Raw genomic sequence first — 18092 nt, 5'->3', positions numbered from 1 at the left:
AAAGAAAAGAGAATTTCTCTTTTCTCTTTTCTTTTTTATATAGAAGCCTCTTTTTTAACTCTTCTTTTTTGAACTAAATAAATTCCAACGATGATAGCAATACCAATTAAATATGAAACATAATGGTTTGGTATTGGAAGATATGTTTCTATTACTTTTGGTAAAAACATAAAAGGAACAGGAACTAAAAATAATAATCTTTCTAATAATGTAGTTTTTGTTACAAAATATCCAATCATAAATGAAGAGAAAGAAATCATTCCTATAAATGCAGTTGTAAAAATAACAGCTATATCAATTGGATTTGTAATCCATATCCAACCGTGAGGATCACTTGGATTTAAAGGATCAACTCCTGAGATAAGTAGTAATTCTGGATTAAAGAAGAACATAAATGGTAATATTGCTGTTCTAATATTATACATAAATCCAATAATTCCTGTTTTTATAGGGTCTGCTTTTGCAATTCCAGCTGCTGCATAAGCTGCAAGCCCAACAGGTGGTGTAACATCTGCTAAAATACCAAAATAAAATACAAATAGATGTGCAGCAATTGCAGGAATTAAAAATCCATTATCAGCAGCAAGTGTTAAAATAACAGGTGCTGTTAATGAAGCCATAACAATATAGTTTGCTGTTGTTGGAAGACCCATACCTAAAATCAATGAAATAAGTGCAGCAAGTAATAAAATTGCAAAAATATTTCCATCTGCTAAAGTTTCTACAACATCAAGTAAAACTTGTCCTAATCCTGTAAGTGTTATTGAACCAACTACTATTCCTGCAAGAGCTGTTGCAATCGCAATTGGAATCATATTTTTAGCACCACTTATCATTCCAGCTAAAATATCAACAAATCCTGAAAGCCAAATATCTTTAGTAATCTTTTCTTTTGCTAAAAAAGCTCTAAAAGGATGTTGTACAATCATTAAAATCATTAAAAGCATAATTGCATTAAAAGCAGCACTAGCAGCACTTTGTCTTAAGACAACTAATGTATATAATAAGAAAAAAATAGGAATTAAATAGTGAATACCTTGTAAAAAAGTTTTTAGTTTTTCAGGTAAATCCTCTTTCTTTAAACCTTTTAGACCTAGTTTTAAAGCTTCTAAATGAACTATATAAAATAGTGCAAAATAAGAAACAAAAGCAGGAATAAATGCACTAATAATAACATCTGTATATGCCATACCCAAAAATTCTGCCATAATAAATGCAGCAGCTCCCATGATAGGTGGCATTAATTGTCCAATAGTTGAACCTGCAACCTCTACTGCTCCTGCTTGCTCTGGTCTAAACCCTGTTCTTTTCATAAGTGGAATTGTAAATGTTCCTGTTGTTACTGTATTTGCAATTGAACTTCCACTCATAATTCCTGTAAATCCAGAAGCTACAATAGCAGCTTTAGCTGGACCTCCTCTATATTTACCAAGCATTGAAAATGCTAAATTTATAAAATATTCACCAGCACCAGCTTTATCTAAAAGAGAACCAAATAAAACAAATAAAAATACAAATCCTGCAGACACTCCAAGAGGAACACCAAATATTCCTTCTGTTGTAAGATACATATGCCCAGCAAGTTTATTTAAACTAGCACCTTTATGAATAATTAACTCAGGCATATATGGACCTAATAAATCATAAGCTAAGAAAAAAATAGCAATTATACTTAAAGCAAGTCCTAAAACTCTTCTTCCTGCTTCTAATAAGATTATAACAGCAATAACAGCCATAACAATATCTAAAGAAGTATAATCACCAGGTCTTAACGAGAGCTCTTCATAAAAGTAAGCAATATAAGCAGCAGTAACTAAACCAATAGTTGCTAATGTATATCCAAACCATCTAATTTTTAATAAAAAATATGGTTTTCTTATCATTGGATAAATTAAAAAAGCTAAAATCATTGCAAATGATAGATGCACTGATCTAACTATTGTAGAGTTAGTTGGCTCAACAACAATATATAATTGAAATAAAGACCAAGCAAGAGCAATAATAGAAATTAACCAAAATTCATAGTGTTCTCTTCCAAATACCCTTTGTCCTTCCATTTCATTTAATCTAGCTTCTGTTTCATTAGCCTCTTCGACTTCTAATTGGGAAATTTTATGGGGTTTTTCTTCATAAATCGCCATAGGTTTATATCCTTTGTATATTTTAAATAATATTTTTGTTCTCATACTTCATCTAAAATTCTTTAAATGAAGTATGAAAATAAAAACTAAGGAGTTTTCTCCTTAGTTTAGTTATTTTATTAATCCAATTTCTTGGTAATATTTTTTTGCACCTTCATGTAATGGAGCAGATAATCCATCTAATAAAGACTCTTTTGTGATATTTGCATAAGCTGGATGTAATTGTTTAAATTCATCAAAATTTTCTAATATAGCTTTTACTACAGTATAAACAGCATTTACACTTACATCATCACTTGTTACAAGTACAGCTTTTACCCCAAATGTTGGAATATCAGTATCATTTCCTTTATACATTCCACCAGGAACATTTGCTTTTGCAAAATATGGATATCTTTTAATTAGAGAATCAACATTTGCACCTTCAATTGGAGTAATTTTTACATCAACAGAGTTTGATGCATCTTTGATATTTGCTGTTGGATGTCCTACCATATAAAAATATCCATCAATTTTATTATCTCTTAAGGCATCAGGCATTTCAGAAGCTTTTAATGCACCTGCAAATTTTAAGTCAGATTTTTTGATTCCACTCTCTTCAAATAATCCTAAAACAGTTGCTTCATTTCCACTTCCAGGATTTCCAATATTAATTCTTTTCCCTTTTACATCTATTAAAGAGTTAATATTTGCATCTTTTCTAGTAACTAAAGTAAGTAATTCTGGATAAATAGCCATAACTGATTTTAGTTTTGGAATAGCAGCACCTTCAAAAGCACCTTCTCCTTTACTTGCTTGATAAACAACATCTGATTGCACAATACCAAAATCTAATTCTCCATTTTTAATAGTATTTACATTGTATACTGAACCACCAGTTGACTCAACTGAACATCTTAATTTAGTATCTTTTTTATATTGATTAACTAATCTACAGATTGCTCCTCCTGTTGGATAATAAGTTCCAGTAACTCCACCTGTTCCAATTGTAACAAACTCAGCAGAAAATGCAGGGATTGATAACATTCCAATCAAAGTAGCAGTTGCAATTTTTTTACCATTAAATTTCATAATTTACTCTCCATATTTTAAATTTATTTAATATCGAAACAATTATATCTTTAAAATAAAATGATTTCTATATTAATAGTGTATAAATTATATATAAATTACATAAAAATTGCAATTTTTTATGAATAAATTTTAAAAATCTTTTCAATTTTAAGAATTAAATAAAAAATTAAAAGATAATATAAAAATACTTGACAAATATTGACTCAATAGGTTATAATTCTTTAGCAGTTTAAGAGATAGAGTGCTAAAATACTGGAGTAACATTTTATGTTAGATAAAAAAGAGTTTTTATTACAATCAATTATTAGAGCTTACATTGAGCATTTAGAGCCAATAGGTTCAACTCAATTAAAATCTATGTACGATATAACTTATTCACCTGCAACTATTAGAGGTTATTTTAAAAAACTAGGTGAAGAAGGATATTTAGCTCAAGAACATATAAGTAGTGGAAGAACTCCTACAAGTGAAGCTTTAAAACAGTATTGGAAATCAAAACTTAATTTTAAGCTAAAAGGGATAAATTTACGAGCTTTAGAATATTTTGCATCTCAAATAGGACTGTCTGTTTTTATAAAAAAAGAAAAAAGTGATATATTAAAAAATATTTTGAATGTAGAAAATAAATATATGATATTAGAATTTTCTTCATTTGCAATTAGTGTTAAATATTCCGATGCTCTTTATAGATTTTTGAGAGATATGATAGATATAGATTTAAAAGATATTATAAAAATCTCAAAAGATGTGGGTGCTTATGAGGTTTATGAAGCAATAAACCAAAATATACAAAATACAGATTTTCAAATTTTTAATTATAGAGAATTTCTAAATTTGGCTTTAAATTACAATTTTGATGAATATACAATAAATAGTTTTTTAAAGGGACAAGTATTAGATGATTTGAAAGAAGGATTATATTTTGAAAATTTATTGCCAATAAATTACATAGGTGTTTGTAATTATTGTAAAATAAACAATGAAGATGTAAAGATGTTGGTTGTTGGTGAATTGCCCAAAGATTATGAATTTTTTTATGAAAAAATTACAACTTTTTAGGAGATAACAGTGAGTGAAGAAAAAAAAGAAGAATTAGTAGAACAAGAAAAGATTCAACAAGAAGAGTCATCAGTTGAAACAACAGAAGAAACAGTTTCAAAAGAAGAGAGTTTAGAAGAAAAAGTTGCAAGGCTTGAAGATGAACTAAAGAAAAGTGAAGAAAAATATCTAAGAGTTCATGCAGATTTTGAGAATATCAAAAAAAGACTTGAAAGAGAAAAATATCAAGCTATAGATTATGCAAGTGAAAAATTTGCTAAAGATTTATTAGCTCCAATTGATACTCTTGAAATGGCTTTACATTCAGCAAATGCTGAACTTGATGCATCTGAACTTTTAAGAAAATTAAAAGAAGGAATTGAACTTACTATTAAAAATTTCAATACTACTTTTGAAAAACACAATATTACAAAAGTTGAAACAGATGGTGAGTTTGATCCAAATGTTCACAATGCAGTAATGCAAGTAGATAGTGACAATCATGAATCAGGACAGATTGTTCAGGAATTACAAAAAGGCTATAAGTTAAAAGATAGGTTATTAAGGCCTTCAATGGTTAGTATAGCTAATTAGTCTTAGATAATTTTCTGACCGTGATGTCATAAAACTAGATAGATTTGAAAAAATATAAATTAAATTAAAAATAAAACTTTGATAAAGGATTAAAAATGAGTAAAGTAATAGGTATAGATTTAGGAACAACAAACTCTTGTGTTGCAGTTTATGAAAATGGGGAAGCAAAAATTATCCCTAATAAAGAAGGAAAAAATACAACTCCATCAATTGTTGCTTTTACAGATAAAGGTGAAGTATTAGTAGGAGATCCTGCTAAAAGACAAGCGATTACAAATCCAGAAAAAACTATTTATTCAATCAAAAGAATTATGGGTCTTATGATGAATGAAAAAAATGCTCAAGAAGCACAAGGTAAAGTTGGATATAAAATTGTTGATAGAAATGGGGCAGCAGCAGTTGAAATCGCTGGAAAAATTTATACTCCACAAGAAATTTCAGCAAAAATTTTATCAAAATTAAAAGCTGATTCTGAAGAATATTTAGGACAAACAGTAACTGATGCTGTTATTACAGTACCAGCTTATTTTAATGATGCACAAAGAAAAGCTACTCAAGAAGCTGGAACAATTGCTGGTCTTAATGTATTAAGAATTATCAATGAGCCAACAGCTGCATCTCTTGCATATGGTTTAGATAAAAAAGGTGAAGAAAAAGTTCTAGTTTACGATTTAGGTGGAGGAACTTTTGACGTTACTGTATTAGAAATTGGTGATGGAACATTTGAAGTTTTAGCTACTGATGGAAATGCTTTCTTAGGTGGAGATGATTTTGATAATGCAATCATTGATTGGTTAGCAAAAGAGTTCAAAGACGAAAATGGTTTTGATATTAAAAATGACAAAATGGCATTACAAAGACTAAAAGATGCAGCAGAAAACGCCAAAAAAGAGTTAAGTTCAGCTGAATCAACAGAAATCAATTTACCATTTATTTCTATGGGAAGTGCAGGACCAATTCACTTAGTTAAATCTTTAACAAGAGCAAAATTTGAATCTATGACTGAGCATTTAATTGATGAAACTTTAGACCATATTAAAATTGCATTAAAAGAAGCTGGATTAAATAAAGGTGATATCGATGAAATTATTATGGTTGGTGGATCTACAAGACTTCCAAAAGCTAATAAAGTAGTTAAAGAGTTCTTTGGTAAAGAGTTAAATAAAGGTGTAAATCCTGATGAAGTTGTAGCAGCTGGTGCAGCAGTTCAAGCAGGGGTTTTAAAAGGTGATGTTAAAGATGTATTATTATTAGACGTTACTCCATTATCTTTAGGAATTGAGACTTTAGGTGGAGTTATGACTAAATTAATTGAAAAAGGTACAACAATTCCTGTTAAAAAATCTCAAGTATTTAGTACAGCAGATGATAACCAACCAGCAGTTTCAATTCACGTAGTTCAAGGTGAAAGAGAATTTGCAAAAGATAATAAATCTTTAGGTATGTTTGAACTTTCTGATATTCCAGCTGCTCCAAGAGGTGTTCCTCAAATTGAAGTAACATTTGATATTGATGCAAATGGTGTTTTAAATGTATCAGCAAAAGATAAAGGAACTGGAAAAGAAAATAAAATTACAATTTCAGGTTCATCTGGATTAAGTGATGCAGAAATTGAAAAAATGGTTCAAGAAGCTGAAGCAAACAAAGAAGCAGATGCTAAGAAAAAAGCTGTAATTGAAGTAAGAAATCAAGCAGATGCATTATTACATTCAACTAGAAAAACTTTAGAAGAAAATGAAAATGCTGTTTCTGAAGATGAGAAAAAAGCAATTATTGATGCTGCAGCTGATTTAGAAGAAACTTTAAAAAATGAAAATGCAACTAAAGAAGAGATTGAAGCAAAATTAAAAACTTTAACTGAAAAATCTCATAAATTAGCAGAAGCTATGTATGCAAAAGAACAAGGTGGAGCACAACAAGGTCAACCAAATCAAAAAGCTAAAAAAGATGACGATGACGTTATCGATGCAGAAGTAGAGTAACAAACTCTGCTTCATGCAAACTCTTATTTTTATATTAATACTTTTCCTTATTTCTATCTTTTCTGTTCTTTTATATTTTAAAACTAAAAAAAGTAGATTAGATTTATTAAATAGTGGAGAATGTCCAACTTGTAAAGCAAAAACAAAAACTTTTTTTGACAAAAATACAAATACAACTTTTACTTCAGAAGTTATAAATAGTAGAATTTTAAGAAATCATGGCTGTTCAGGAGTTGTAGAAATAGAATATTCTTGTAATAATTGTGGTCTAAAAGAAATTCATTCTATAAACTCTTCATCTTGTTGTTAATGAAAAATTTTATATTTATATTTTTTTTACTTATTCTAATAGCAGGATGTTCTTCTAAAAAAGAGATAATTGAAAAAAAAGAAATAACTCCCCAAAAAGAAGTTTTAAATAAAACAGAACCAATATCTTTTAATGAAATTGAAGGTTTTTTTGATGATGATTTAAATTATGCATTAGATATTTTTAAAAAAGATTGTAAAAGATCAAAAAGATATGAATTATTTAAAGAAGTTTGTCAAAAAGCTGAATTTCAAAGTAATGGAAAAGAATTTTTTATAACAAATTTTCAGCCTTATAAACTATATAATAGTAAATCAAGTGATGAAGGTACTATAACAGGATATTATGAACCACTTTTACATGGAAGTTTGAAAAAAACAAAAAGATATAAATATCCAGTTTATAAAATTCCAAAAAATTTGATTGTTTCTGATGACCCAAATCTGCAAAATTACAAATCTAGAGGAAAAATTGTAAATAATAAGATAGTTCCGTATGATACAAGAAAAGAGATAGAAGACAATCCTAAAAATCCAAATTTAGAAGTAATTGCTTATGTTGATGATAAATATGATTTATTTTTTCTTCATATACAAGGCTCAGGAAAAATTCAACTTGACAATGGAAAATTAATAAATATAGGTTATGCAGAACAAAATGGTTGGCCTTATACAGGAATTGGTAATTATATGCTTGAAAAAGGCTATTTAATTAAAAATGATTTATCAATTCAAGGTATGAAGAAATTTTTTATAAATAATCCTACAAAAATAGATGAAGTATTAAATATAAATGAGAGTTATATTTTTTTCAAAATTTCTAAAGATGGGGCAAAAGGAAGTCTTGGTAGTGTACTAACTGCAAAAAGAAATTTAGCAGTCGATAGAAGTTATATTCCACTTGGGATTCCTGTTTTTATTAATACAAAAAATCCTATAACAAAAAAACCTATAAATCAATTGATGGTTGCAGCAGATGTAGGTGGCGCAATAAAAGGTGAAATTAGAGCAGATTTCTTTTGGGGATTTGGTTCAACTGCTTTTGAGTATGCAGGAAGAATGAAAGAAAAAGGAAAAATGTATATTTTAATGCCTAAAAAATAGTTGTTGCTTACATGCAACAACCATTTCCACAACAATCAGGTTTTAGCTCTTCTTTATAAAATGAGATTACAAAGTTATTAAACATCTCTTGAAGTTCAAAAGAGTGCTTTTTACAAAATTTACTATTCATTATATCTCTCATTTCAATTGCTTTTGTTAATGCTTCCTCTTTTGAATCAAAAGTTAAATTATTTTCTAAATTACTCTCTTTGAAGCAAGAACATTGATTTGCCACAACTATTTTATACATAAAAATATCCTTAAAAATTTTATAAATTATTATGGAAGAGTAGCTAATTTTTTATTAAAGCAATTTAAGAAGAAAAAAAGGATAAAATAATAACTTAACTGATTAAAAAAGGAAAATAATGCATATCACAAATCTAATTTCTCAATACTTTGGAAAATTTGCGAAAAAAGAGTTCCCAACATTTATTCAAAAAATAATAAATGCTAGTTATGTAAAATTAATGGGACTTGATATGAGTGAATTTAAACATTCTAGGTATTATAAATCGTTGAATGATTTATTTACTAGAGAATTAATTTTAAAAAGAGAAATTGATAAATCAAGTGATATTATAATCTCTCCAGCAGATAGCTTAATCACAGAATGTGGAATTTTAAGTGAAGATATAGCCTTACAAATAAAAGGTATGGAATATAGTGTTGAAGAGTTACTAACTTTTTACTGTACAGATAATTTTGAAAAAATAAAAAATGGTTCTTTTATGAATTTTTATTTATCACCAAAAGATTATCACAGATATCATGCCCCTTGTGATTTTAAATTAAATAAACTAATTCATGTTCCTGGGAAACTTTATCCTGTAAATTTAAAATATCTAAATAAAGAGTTCGAACTTTTTGTTCAAAATGAGAGAGTAATTTTAGAGTGTGAAAACAATGGAAAACTATTTTATATGGTTTTTGTAGGTGCATTAAATGTAGGACAAATGGTTTTTGAATTTGAAAATAGAGTAGAAACAAATACTGATGCAAAAGAGATAAAAGTTTATAATTATGATAATATTGAAATAACAAAAGGTGAATGTTTAGGATATTTTAAAATGGGTTCAACTGTTGTTATGCTTTGGGAAAAAGATTCTGTTCAAATAGATGATTTATTGAATAAAAATATTAAATTTGGTCAGAGAATAGGTAAAATGTAAATTCTAAAGAAGTAAGTAATGAATACAAAAATTTTTCTAAAAATTGCTTGGTTGTTTATTTTAGGTCTTTTGACTTATTTGGTTTTTGTAGTTTTTTTTCTATCTCCTAAAATAAATAATTTTTTAAGTGAAACTGAAATAAAAAATACAAAAATTCAATTTGATAAGATAGTTTCAGTAATAAATGAAAAATCTAGAACACTTACTGATAAAGAAGTCTTAAAAGAAGAAATTGAATTATTGCTTTCAGGAGTTACTTTAGGTAAAGCTGGTTATGCTTTCATTTTTGATAATACAGGGAAAATTGTTTTTGATCCTAGTGGTGAATTTTCATCAAAAGAGTTTGATAAAATAGTAATTCCTGGATTAGAAAAAAGATATTTATATGAGGAACTAAAAAAAGCATATTTAAAAAAAGACTCTTTTGAATATGAATGGAATAGAATTTATGATCCATATAATTATACTTATAAAAAATTATCTTGGATACAATACAATCCACAATTAGATTGGTATATTGTTTCAAATATTTATAAAGATGATTTTGATACTTTTATTGAAGGAACTAATTCTTTAATATTAAATATTTCTATGGTTTTATTTATAGTTTTATCAATGATTGGTATTTTTATTACAATTAAAATAATTACACCAATTAATAAAATGTTTGAAGAAGTTCAGAAAGCAAATGTTCCATCAAATGAGTTAGAAAATGCAGTTAAATCAAAAGATGAAATAGGTTTTTTAGCAACTCAATTTAATACCTTACTTGATCAAGTTGAAAATAATAGAAAAAATTTTGAAGAACAAGTTCAAGTAAAAACTAAAGAGATTCAAGATAGATTATATTATGATGAATTGACAAACTTGAAGAATAGAACAGCTTTAGAAGATGATATAAAAGATAATGATTTTGTTTCAATTGCTTTAATCGATGTTGATTCTTTTGGTGATATAAATGAACTTTATGGGTTTTCAACAGGAAATTTAGTTTTAATTGAAATTGCAAAAGTTTTAAGTGAATTTGCTACAAAATTTAGTGTTAGTCCATATAGAATTTATGGAAATGTTTTTTGTTTAGCAGATAAAAAAATGATGGGCTTTTCAAGATATGATGAGTTTATAAGTGAACTTTGTAAAATATTTAAAAATAGAGCAATACATATTGAAGAGTTAGATATAGATGTATTTATAAATATAACTTTAGGTATCTCAATCGCTCAAGAAGAACCTATAAAAGCTGCAAGTATTGCATTAAAAAAAGCAAAAAAATCTAATATGAAGTTTTTTGTATATAACAATGAAATTGATACAAAAGAGATGATAAAAAAATCTATGTATTGGCGTGAAAAAATAAAAATAGCAATAGAAAAAGATGATGTTATTCCTTTTTATCAACCAATTTATAATAGAAATAATGAAATTGTAAAATATGAAACTTTGATGAGAATAAAAGATATAAATGAAAAAGGTGAAACTGTTTATCTAAGTCCTTATTTATTTCTTGATATTTCTGTAAAAACAAAACAGTATTTACAACTATCAAATCAAATAATATCTAAAGCATTTGCAGATTTATCAAAAACAAAAAGACAAATATCATTTAATTTAAGTTTTAAAGATATTTTAGATGGAGATTTTATAATTTCTTTAGATAAAAATATTGATAAATTAGATAGTGAAAATAGGGAAAAAGTTGTTTTTGAAATATTGGAAAGTGATTATATTTCAGATTATAGTTTATTAGAAGAGTTTATTTTAAAATATAGAAAACAAGGTGTAAAAATTGCGATTGACGATTTTGGGACAGGATATTCGAATTTTGCACATATTTTGAAAATTAGACCAAATTATATAAAAATTGATGGCTCTTTAATAAAAAATATTTATAACGACAAAAATTCTTATGAAATGGTAAAATCAATTATAGATTTTTCAAAAGCTTTAAATATAAAAGTAATTGCAGAGTTTGTACACTCAAAAGATGTTTATAATACTCTATTTGATTTAGGTGTTGATGAGTTTCAAGGTTTTTATTTAGGTGAACCTTCATTAAAAATTGAGTAGTTTTACTTAATCAAAAGCTTATTTAAGTACAATTTAAATTAAAATAATAAAGGATTAACATGTCTACTATTACAGAATTAGGAACACTAGCACTAGCAGGTACAAAAAAAGGAAAAATTTCTATATCTAATGTGACTGAACCTTATGGAAAAGATACTCCTGATATTATTAGTATCGGTATTTCATTAAATGGACAAGATATTCAATGGAAATCACATATCCCTTATGAAAACTTAGAAGAGGTGATTACAATATTACAAAAAGCACTTGATGCCAAAAAGTAATTTATTGTAGTTTTTCTGGAATTTTTTTGTGATATAATTATCTTTTTAAGAGGTAAAATATGTCACAAAAAAAAGTTATAGGAAGAAGAGAAATAGTTGATATTTTAGATTTAGAGTTATTTGACTTAGATGCTAAAATTGATACTGGTGCAGATTCAAATTCGTTACACTGTGATGATATTTTTATAGATAATGACAATAAGTTTGTTTATTTTACATTATTAGATAAAGTTCATCCTGCTTACCATGGCAAAAAAATAAAGATGCCACTTTACAAAATAAAAAAAGTCAAAAGTTCAAATGGAATTATTCAATTAAGAGCAACTATCCAAGTAAGTGTCTCTTTTTTTGGAAAAAAATATAAAACAGATATATCCTTAACTGATAGATCAGATATGAAATATCCGATGTTAATAGGAAGAAAGTTTTTAGCCAACCGTTTTTTAGTTGATGTTTCTAAAGAATATCTAACAAAAGCTATATAAAAAGAGGATTATATGAGAATTTATATATTGTCAAGAAATAAAGATTTATTTTCAACAAAAAGATTAGTTGAAGAAGCAAATATAAAAGGTTGGGATGTAAGAGTAATAGATTATTTAAAATGTACAATTGAAATTATGAAAGGGGAATTAGTTGTAAACTATGAAGGAAAAGTTTTGCCAACTCCTGATGCTATAATTCCTAGAATTGGTGCAAGTAGAACTTATTATGGTGCTGCAATGGTGCGACACTTTGAGATGTTAGATGTATTTAGCACAACAGGAAATTTAGCACTTACACGAAGTAGAGATAAACTTAGAAGTTTACAAGTTTTATCAAGAAATGGTGTAGATATGCCAAGAACAGTTTTTGCTTCAAATAAATCAAATGCGAAAGATGTAATAGCTTTAAGTGGTGGAGCACCTTTAGTTTTAAAAATTTTAGAAGGAACACAAGGTGTAGGAGTAGTTTTAGTTGATAGTGAAAAAGCTGCTAAATCAGTTCTTGATGCTTTTTATGGAATGGATGTAAACTTACTTGTTCAAGAGTATATTGAAGAAGCAGGTGGTGCAGATATTAGAGCTTTTGTTGTGAATAATGAAGTAGTTGGTGCAATGAAAAGACAAGGTGCAGAAGGAGATTTTAGATCAAACTTACATCAAGGTGGAAGTGCAACATCATATAAATTAAATAGAAAAGAAAAAGCAACAGCAATTGCAGCAGCAAAGGCAATGGGGCTTGGAGTTTGTGGAGTTGATATGATACCATCACGTAGAGGACCTCTTGTAATGGAAGTAAATTCTAGTCCAGGTCTTGAAGGAATAGAAAAATCTACAAATATAAATATTGCAGCTAAAATAATGGATTATATTGAAAATAGTATAAAACCAAGATGCTCAATTAATCCTAAAAAAAGAAAAATTAAAAAAGATAATATTGGAGCATAGGAGTTTTTTAAACTCCTAATTTTGAAAAAAGTTTATAAGGAACAGTTTCTCTTTGTTCTTGCTCCCATAAAGCCATTCCTCCAAATAAATGAGCACAGTTTTTATATCCTTGTTCTATCAAAAAATTTCCAATGTTTCTAGTTCTATTTGCATGAGCGCAAATTAATACAAAAGTTTGGTCTTTAGAAGTTACAAGCTTTTCAAACTCTTCCATCCATTTTTCTATATTATAATCACCAAATTCATCAAAAAAAGTTAATAAGTGAGCATTTTTTATAACGCCTGTTCTTGCCCATTCATCAGGTCGTCTAACATCTATCATAACTATATTATCATTTATCATTTTTTCAACAATTTTTGGTTGTAAATCTACTAAATTATTCATAAATTTCCTTTTATTAAAATTGGATATTAACATAAAATTTATAATAAAATCTTATAAGTGATAATAAATAGAAAATTATAAATTTCTTATAAACAAACTCTTTATAAAGATTAAATATAATAAATCAAAAATTTTAAGAGTAATAAGGTAAATAATGAAAAAAGTAGTTTTATCAATATTAGTTAGTGCTATTTCAGTTTTTGCATATGAAAACTTGACAATAGATAATTTTGAGTCAAAAATAAAAGATAAAAATGTAATTGTAGATTTTTATGCTACTTGGTGTCCACCATGTAAAATATTAGCAAATAATTTAGAAGATTTTGATGTAATCAAACCAGATAATATTGAAATTTATAAAGTTGATATTGATGAACAGCTGGTTTTAGCAAAAAAATATGGTGTTTCAAAATTGCCAACATTATTATATTTCAAAGATGGTAAAGCAATAAAAGAATATGTTGGAGTTTTAAGTAAAGAAGAGTTACTTCAAACAACAAAAGAAGATTTTAAATGAAAAAGATTTTACTATTTTTATTGATTTTTGTTTATTCTTTTTCTTTAGATTTAAACCCGAAGATTTTAGAACCTGAAGAGGCATTTAAAACTACTTTTATAAAAAATCAAGATAATTTAAACATAAAATTGGAGTTAGGTGATAATATATATTTATATGATGATAAAATAAAAATATTTATATCAAAACCACAAAAAATTGATATTACACAAAATATAAATATTCCTGAACCTATATCTTATGAAGAGTTTATTGTTCATTTTAATAGTTTAAATTTAACTATTCCATTTGAATTATTAAAATCAAAAATTGATACAAACAAATATGAAATTGAACTTCATTTTCAAGGATGCTCAAAAGCAGGACTTTGTTATGCACCAATTAGTGAAAAATATCTTCTAACTTTTGATGAGAGTGCAAAAAAAGAAGAAGTTAAAAAAGAGGTTGAGCAAAAAGTTTCTAATACTCAAGATTTAAATGAAACAGATACTATTGCAAATAGTTTAAAAGATGGGAATTTACTTTTAGTTTTAGCAACATTTTTTGGATTCGGATTGCTTTTATCTTTAACTCCATGTGTTTTCCCAATGATTCCAATTTTATCTTCTATAATTGTAGGTGCTTCACAAAAAGAGAGTATGACAGCTAGTCGAGGATTCTTTTTATCTTTAGTTTATGTACTTTCTATGAGTGTTGCTTATACTATTGCAGGAATTATTGCAGGAGTTTTTGGCGCAAATTTACAAGTTGCACTTCAAAATCCTTATGTATTAGTTGTTTTTGCTTTAATATTTGTAGCTCTAGCTTTTTCTATGTTTGGTTATTTTGAAATAAGACTTCCTCAAGCTATTCAAAATAAAGTAAATAAAACAACAGATGGAAAAGAAAAACAAGGAATAGTTGGAATTGCTATTATGGGATTCTTATCAGCATTAATTGTTGGACCTTGTGTTGCTCCACCACTTGCAGGAGCTTTAGTTTATATTGGTCAAACAGGTGATGCGCTTCTTGGTGGAATGGCTTTATTTGTTATGAGTTTAGGTATGGGTGTTCCTTTACTTCTTATTGGTTTAGGCGCAGGTAAATTTATGCCAAAACCTGGTGGTTGGATGGAAGGAATCACTAGAATATTTGGAATAGTGATGTTAGGAGTTGCAATTTGGCTTCTTGATAGAGTTTTAGATGCAACTATTATTATGTATTTATGGGCATTATTACTTCTTGGAAGTGCTATATATTTAAAGATTTATCAACATATTATTGCTCAATTAATAACTGTTGTTTTATTCCTTTTAGGTGGAATATTATTTATTGCAGCAATTAGTGGAGCTACTAATCCTTTAAATCCATTAGAAAAGTTTACTTCTGGAATCGTTACACAAGTTGCAAGTGAAAAATTAGTATTTAAAAAAATAAAAAATATTGAAGAATTAAAACAAGCAATAAAAGAATCAGATAAACCAGTAATTTTAGATTTTTGGGCTTCTTGGTGTGTAGCTTGTAAAGAGTTTGAAGAGATAACTTTTAAAGATGAAGATGTTATCAAAAAATTACAAGGTTTTACACTTTTACAAGCAGATGTAACTCAAAATAATGATGATGATAAAGCTTTACAAAAAATGTTTGGAATAGTAGGACCTCCTGGGATAATTTTTTGGGATAAAGATAAAAATGAAGTTACATCTTCAAAAGTTGTTGGATATAAAAATCCAAAAGAGTTTTTAGAAATAATAAATAAAAACTTCTAAACTTAAATCAAATTTTTCTATAATAAGTCTTTTTTAGGATTTATTATGGAATCATCTTCAGACTTCTTTCTTATTCTTTCCATTATACTTTTTATCTCTTCCTTAGTTCATGGAAGTATCGGTTTTGGTTTTCCTATGCTTGCAACTCCCCTTTTAGCTATGGTTACAGATATGAAAACAGCTATTTTATATATAGCTATTCCTACTTTGCTTATAAATTTAATAAGTATATTTAGTGAAGGAGAGTTTCTTAAAGCATTAAAAAGATTTTTTCCTTTGGCAATTATTGGAATGATAGGAAGTGCAATTGGAACACAAATACTAATATATAGTAATTCTGAGATTTTTAAACTTTTGCTAGCTATATCTATATTTTTATATTTGTTTATTCAAAAATTTAAAATTGAGATGTTGTGGATTCAAAAAAGAAAAACTTTTTCTATGATAGTTTTTGGTTTAGTTGCAGGAATTATTGGTGGATTAACAAATGTTATGGCTTCGATTTTAATCATATATTCGCTTGAATCAAAACATACAAAAAAAGAGATAATCCAATCAACAAATTTATGTTTTTTATTTGGAAAAATTATTCAAATCATTCTTTTTTCAATTCATGGTTCATTTAATCAAGAGTTACTTTTTACATCTTTTAGTAGTTTAGTAGTAGTTATAATAGCAATGTTTTTAGGTTTAAAAATAAAAAATATAATTCCACAAAAAATTTATAGAAAAGTTATAAAAGTAGTTTTATTTATAATTGCTTGTTTTTTAGTGATTCAAACAATTTTTTAAAAGAGGAAAACCTCTTTTAAATTTTTTAGATGAATATAAATGCACCTAAGATAATAACAGCAAGATAAAGTGCACCAAATATCGCACCTAATCCCCACCATCTAGCTTGTGAAATATATCCTGCTCCATACCAAATAGGTGATGGTCCAGTAGCATAAGGAGTAATAATTCCCATAACCCCAAGACTTCCAGCTAAAATAACAGTAAATGGAACTAATTGTTCAGGTGCAAGTAAACTTGCAGCAATAGTCATAAATATTGGAACAAGAGCTGTAACATGAGCTGTAACACTAGCAAAAAAGTAGTGTAATAAGAAAAAAAGAACAAGTAATGATAAGATAAGTGCAATTGGGCTCATACCTGCTAACATTTCTTGTGTATTTGCTCCAATCCAGTCTAAAATACCAACTTTTTTAAGACCAGCTGCCATAGCAACTAAAGATGCAAACCAAATAAGTACGTTAAATGCAGCTTTATTTGAAATCAAATCATCCCAAGTAATTACATTTGTTAAAACCATAATTGATACAACAGAAATAGCAACAGTTGTAGAATCTACACCAATTTCTTTACCAAAAATCCAAAGAACAAGTGCAACAGTTGCAAGCCCTGCCATAAGATATTCTTTAAAAGTAATTGCACCTAATTTTTTTAACTCTTCTGCTGCCCAAGCAGGAGCTTCAGGAGATTTTTTTTGTGTAGGTGGATAAACAACATAAGTTAACCAAGGAGTAAGTAAGAATAATGGAATCATAAGTGGTAACATAACTCCTGCCCATTCTCCCCAACTAATAACATGTCCTGTACTTTTTCCGATTAAATCTACTGCTAGTAAATTTGGAGCAAGTGCAGTTAAGAACATAGAACTTGTAATACAAGTAGTTGCAATTGCAACCCAAGAGATATATGCACCTAATTTTCTTGGATCTTTATCTGGATAAGAATCAAAAATATGTGGAATATTAATAGCAACTGGATAAACAGATCCCGCACTTCTAGCAGTATTTGATGGCATAAATGGAGCTAAAACTAAATCCGAAAATGCAACTGCATATCCAAGACCAAGTGAACTTTTTCCCATATATTTAATCATAATAAGTGAAACTCTTTTCCCTAAACCTGTTTTTTTATAACCTAGTGCAAACATAAAAGCTGCAAAGATTAACCAAATAACACTATTTGAAAATCCTGAAAGAGCCCATGTAATACTCTCTTTAGGATTTCCTACTAACCCTAAAAGTGCAACTAATGAAATACCAGTAAAACCCACAAGAGCAGCTGGAACTGGCTCAATAATAAGTCCTACAACAACAGCAAAAAATACTGCTAAAAAATGCCATGCATTAGCTGATAAACCTTCTGGTGCTGGAATGAACCATAAGATCAATAATACTGCAACAGGGACAATATATTTTATAGTCTGATTTGACATATAAATCCTCCTTTTGAAATTAT

General features: G+C 27.5%; 18 protein-coding genes. 13 read left to right on the top strand and 5 right to left on the bottom strand.

Features of this window, described 5'->3' with window-relative positions:
* Positions 1–35: 35 nt before the first annotated feature.
* Together ADFLV_RS14085 and ADFLV_RS14080 are read right to left on the bottom strand one after the other, a co-directional pair.
* Complete coding sequence (locus ADFLV_RS14085) at positions 36–2141, bottom strand: TRAP transporter permease (protein WP_129010914.1); 2106 nt, start codon at positions 2139–2141, stop codon at positions 36–38.
* Positions 2142–2252: 111 nt separating this feature from the next.
* Complete coding sequence (locus tag ADFLV_RS14080; protein ID WP_014475370.1) at positions 2253–3212, bottom strand: TAXI family TRAP transporter solute-binding subunit; 960 nt, start codon at positions 3210–3212, stop codon at positions 2253–2255.
* Between the two features lie 270 nt (positions 3213–3482).
* On the opposite strand from ADFLV_RS14080, the gene ADFLV_RS14075 reads away from it, so the two are divergent.
* The 5 genes from ADFLV_RS14075 to mltA all read left to right on the top strand — a co-directional run bounded on the left by ADFLV_RS14075 (position 3483) and on the right by mltA (position 8242).
* A complete protein-coding gene (locus ADFLV_RS14075) occupies positions 3483–4274 on the top strand; it encodes a heat-shock regulator (protein WP_014475369.1) in 792 nt (263 codons plus the stop codon).
* Between the two features lie 9 nt (positions 4275–4283).
* Positions 4284–4847, top strand: a complete 564-nt coding sequence (gene grpE / locus ADFLV_RS14070; RefSeq protein WP_014475368.1) for a nucleotide exchange factor GrpE — start codon at positions 4284–4286, stop codon at positions 4845–4847.
* 95 nt (positions 4848–4942) lie between these two features.
* Positions 4943–6829 carry a molecular chaperone DnaK gene (dnaK, locus tag ADFLV_RS14065; RefSeq protein WP_014475367.1) on the top strand — a complete coding sequence of 629 codons (1887 nt, stop codon included), beginning with the start codon at positions 4943–4945 and terminating at the stop codon, positions 6827–6829.
* 13 nt (positions 6830–6842) lie between these two features.
* Positions 6843–7139, top strand: coding sequence for a hypothetical protein (locus ADFLV_RS14060; RefSeq protein ID WP_041654931.1), 297 nt, complete (start codon positions 6843–6845; stop codon positions 7137–7139).
* Positions 7139–8242, top strand: coding sequence for a murein transglycosylase A (mltA, locus tag ADFLV_RS14055; protein WP_014475366.1), 1104 nt, complete (start codon positions 7139–7141; stop codon positions 8240–8242). Before ADFLV_RS14060 ends, mltA begins: the two co-directional genes overlap by 1 nt.
* A gap of 7 nt (positions 8243–8249) precedes the next feature.
* Here mltA and ADFLV_RS14050 read toward each other — a convergent pair whose 3' ends face one another.
* Positions 8250–8492, bottom strand: a complete 243-nt coding sequence (locus ADFLV_RS14050; RefSeq protein ID WP_014475365.1) for a hypothetical protein — start codon at positions 8490–8492, stop codon at positions 8250–8252.
* Positions 8493–8610: 118 nt separating this feature from the next.
* On the opposite strand from ADFLV_RS14050, the gene ADFLV_RS14045 reads away from it, so the two are divergent.
* Genes ADFLV_RS14045 through rimK form a run of 5 tightly spaced genes read left to right on the top strand, consistent with a single transcriptional unit; the run spans position 8611 to position 13195 of the window.
* On the top strand, positions 8611–9414 hold the full coding sequence (locus ADFLV_RS14045; RefSeq protein ID WP_014475364.1) for a phosphatidylserine decarboxylase: 804 nt from the start codon (positions 8611–8613) through the stop codon (positions 9412–9414).
* Between the two features lie 18 nt (positions 9415–9432).
* Positions 9433–11481 carry a sensor domain-containing phosphodiesterase gene (locus tag ADFLV_RS14040; RefSeq protein WP_014475363.1) on the top strand — a complete coding sequence of 683 codons (2049 nt, stop codon included), beginning with the start codon at positions 9433–9435 and terminating at the stop codon, positions 11479–11481.
* Between the two features lie 59 nt (positions 11482–11540).
* Complete coding sequence (locus ADFLV_RS14035) at positions 11541–11765, top strand: hypothetical protein (protein ID WP_014475362.1); 225 nt, start codon at positions 11541–11543, stop codon at positions 11763–11765.
* A 59-nt stretch (positions 11766–11824) separates the two neighbouring features.
* Positions 11825–12250 (top strand): ATP-dependent zinc protease family protein, encoded by a 426-nt coding sequence (locus tag ADFLV_RS14030; RefSeq protein ID WP_014475361.1) that lies wholly within the window; start codon positions 11825–11827, stop codon positions 12248–12250.
* 12 nt (positions 12251–12262) lie between these two features.
* Positions 12263–13195: a 30S ribosomal protein S6--L-glutamate ligase gene (gene rimK / locus ADFLV_RS14025; protein WP_014475360.1), complete on the top strand. Its 933-nt coding sequence runs from the start codon at positions 12263–12265 to the stop codon at positions 13193–13195.
* 7 nt (positions 13196–13202) lie between these two features.
* On the opposite strand, the gene ADFLV_RS14020 is transcribed toward rimK, so the two are convergent.
* Positions 13203–13580 carry a rhodanese-like domain-containing protein gene (locus tag ADFLV_RS14020; protein WP_014475359.1) on the bottom strand — a complete coding sequence of 126 codons (378 nt, stop codon included), beginning with the start codon at positions 13578–13580 and terminating at the stop codon, positions 13203–13205.
* A gap of 154 nt (positions 13581–13734) precedes the next feature.
* Between ADFLV_RS14020 and trxA the strand changes: the two genes are divergently transcribed.
* From trxA to ADFLV_RS14005, 3 genes are read left to right on the top strand one after another with little or no spacing between them, the layout of a single operon-like run.
* Positions 13735–14097, top strand: coding sequence for a thioredoxin (gene trxA / locus ADFLV_RS14015; protein WP_129010796.1), 363 nt, complete (start codon positions 13735–13737; stop codon positions 14095–14097).
* The gene (gene dsbD, locus ADFLV_RS14010; RefSeq protein WP_129010798.1) at positions 14094–15845 is read left to right on the top strand and encodes a protein-disulfide reductase DsbD; all 1752 of its coding nucleotides are present in this window, start codon (positions 14094–14096) and stop codon (positions 15843–15845) included. Before trxA ends, dsbD begins: the two co-directional genes overlap by 4 nt.
* 45 nt (positions 15846–15890) lie before the next feature.
* On the top strand, positions 15891–16637 hold the full coding sequence (locus tag ADFLV_RS14005; protein WP_129010800.1) for a sulfite exporter TauE/SafE family protein: 747 nt from the start codon (positions 15891–15893) through the stop codon (positions 16635–16637).
* A 25-nt stretch (positions 16638–16662) separates the two neighbouring features.
* Here the strand turns inward: ADFLV_RS14005 and ADFLV_RS14000 are convergent, their stop codons facing one another.
* Complete coding sequence (locus ADFLV_RS14000) at positions 16663–18069, bottom strand: DASS family sodium-coupled anion symporter (RefSeq protein ID WP_014475355.1); 1407 nt, start codon at positions 18067–18069, stop codon at positions 16663–16665.
* Positions 18070–18092: the final 23 nt, after the last annotated feature.

Source organism: Arcobacter defluvii, from assembly GCF_013201725.1.
In the GTDB taxonomy this organism is placed as follows: Bacteria; Campylobacterota; Campylobacteria; order Campylobacterales; family Arcobacteraceae; genus Aliarcobacter; species Aliarcobacter defluvii.
This window is presented reverse-complemented; position numbering and strand designations above follow the sequence as displayed.

Excerpts from the sequence above, each read along its gene's own strand:
- ADFLV_RS14085 (WP_129010914.1), bottom strand. The coding sequence starts at position 2,141 with ATGGCGATTTATGAAGAAAAACCCCATAAAATTTCCCAATTAGAAGTC.
- ADFLV_RS14080 (WP_014475370.1), bottom strand. The coding sequence starts at position 3,212 with ATGAAATTTAATGGTAAAAAAATTGCAACTGCTACTTTGATTGGAATG.
- ADFLV_RS14075 (WP_014475369.1), top strand. The coding sequence starts at position 3,483 with ATGTTAGATAAAAAAGAGTTTTTATTACAATCAATTATTAGAGCTTAC.
- dnaK (WP_014475367.1), top strand. The coding sequence starts at position 4,943 with ATGAGTAAAGTAATAGGTATAGATTTAGGAACAACAAACTCTTGTGTT.
- ADFLV_RS14060 (WP_041654931.1), top strand. The coding sequence starts at position 6,843 with ATGCAAACTCTTATTTTTATATTAATACTTTTCCTTATTTCTATCTTT.
- mltA (WP_014475366.1), top strand. The coding sequence starts at position 7,139 with ATGAAAAATTTTATATTTATATTTTTTTTACTTATTCTAATAGCAGGA.
- ADFLV_RS14050 (WP_014475365.1), bottom strand. The coding sequence starts at position 8,492 with ATGTATAAAATAGTTGTGGCAAATCAATGTTCTTGCTTCAAAGAGAGT.
- ADFLV_RS14045 (WP_014475364.1), top strand. The coding sequence starts at position 8,611 with ATGCATATCACAAATCTAATTTCTCAATACTTTGGAAAATTTGCGAAA.
- ADFLV_RS14040 (WP_014475363.1), top strand. The coding sequence starts at position 9,433 with ATGAATACAAAAATTTTTCTAAAAATTGCTTGGTTGTTTATTTTAGGT.
- ADFLV_RS14035 (WP_014475362.1), top strand. The coding sequence starts at position 11,541 with ATGTCTACTATTACAGAATTAGGAACACTAGCACTAGCAGGTACAAAA.
- ADFLV_RS14030 (WP_014475361.1), top strand. The coding sequence starts at position 11,825 with ATGTCACAAAAAAAAGTTATAGGAAGAAGAGAAATAGTTGATATTTTA.
- rimK (WP_014475360.1), top strand. The coding sequence starts at position 12,263 with ATGAGAATTTATATATTGTCAAGAAATAAAGATTTATTTTCAACAAAA.
- ADFLV_RS14020 (WP_014475359.1), bottom strand. The coding sequence starts at position 13,580 with ATGAATAATTTAGTAGATTTACAACCAAAAATTGTTGAAAAAATGATA.
- trxA (WP_129010796.1), top strand. The coding sequence starts at position 13,735 with ATGAAAAAAGTAGTTTTATCAATATTAGTTAGTGCTATTTCAGTTTTT.
- dsbD (WP_129010798.1), top strand. The coding sequence starts at position 14,094 with ATGAAAAAGATTTTACTATTTTTATTGATTTTTGTTTATTCTTTTTCT.
- ADFLV_RS14005 (WP_129010800.1), top strand. The coding sequence starts at position 15,891 with ATGGAATCATCTTCAGACTTCTTTCTTATTCTTTCCATTATACTTTTT.
- ADFLV_RS14000 (WP_014475355.1), bottom strand. The coding sequence starts at position 18,069 with ATGTCAAATCAGACTATAAAATATATTGTCCCTGTTGCAGTATTATTG.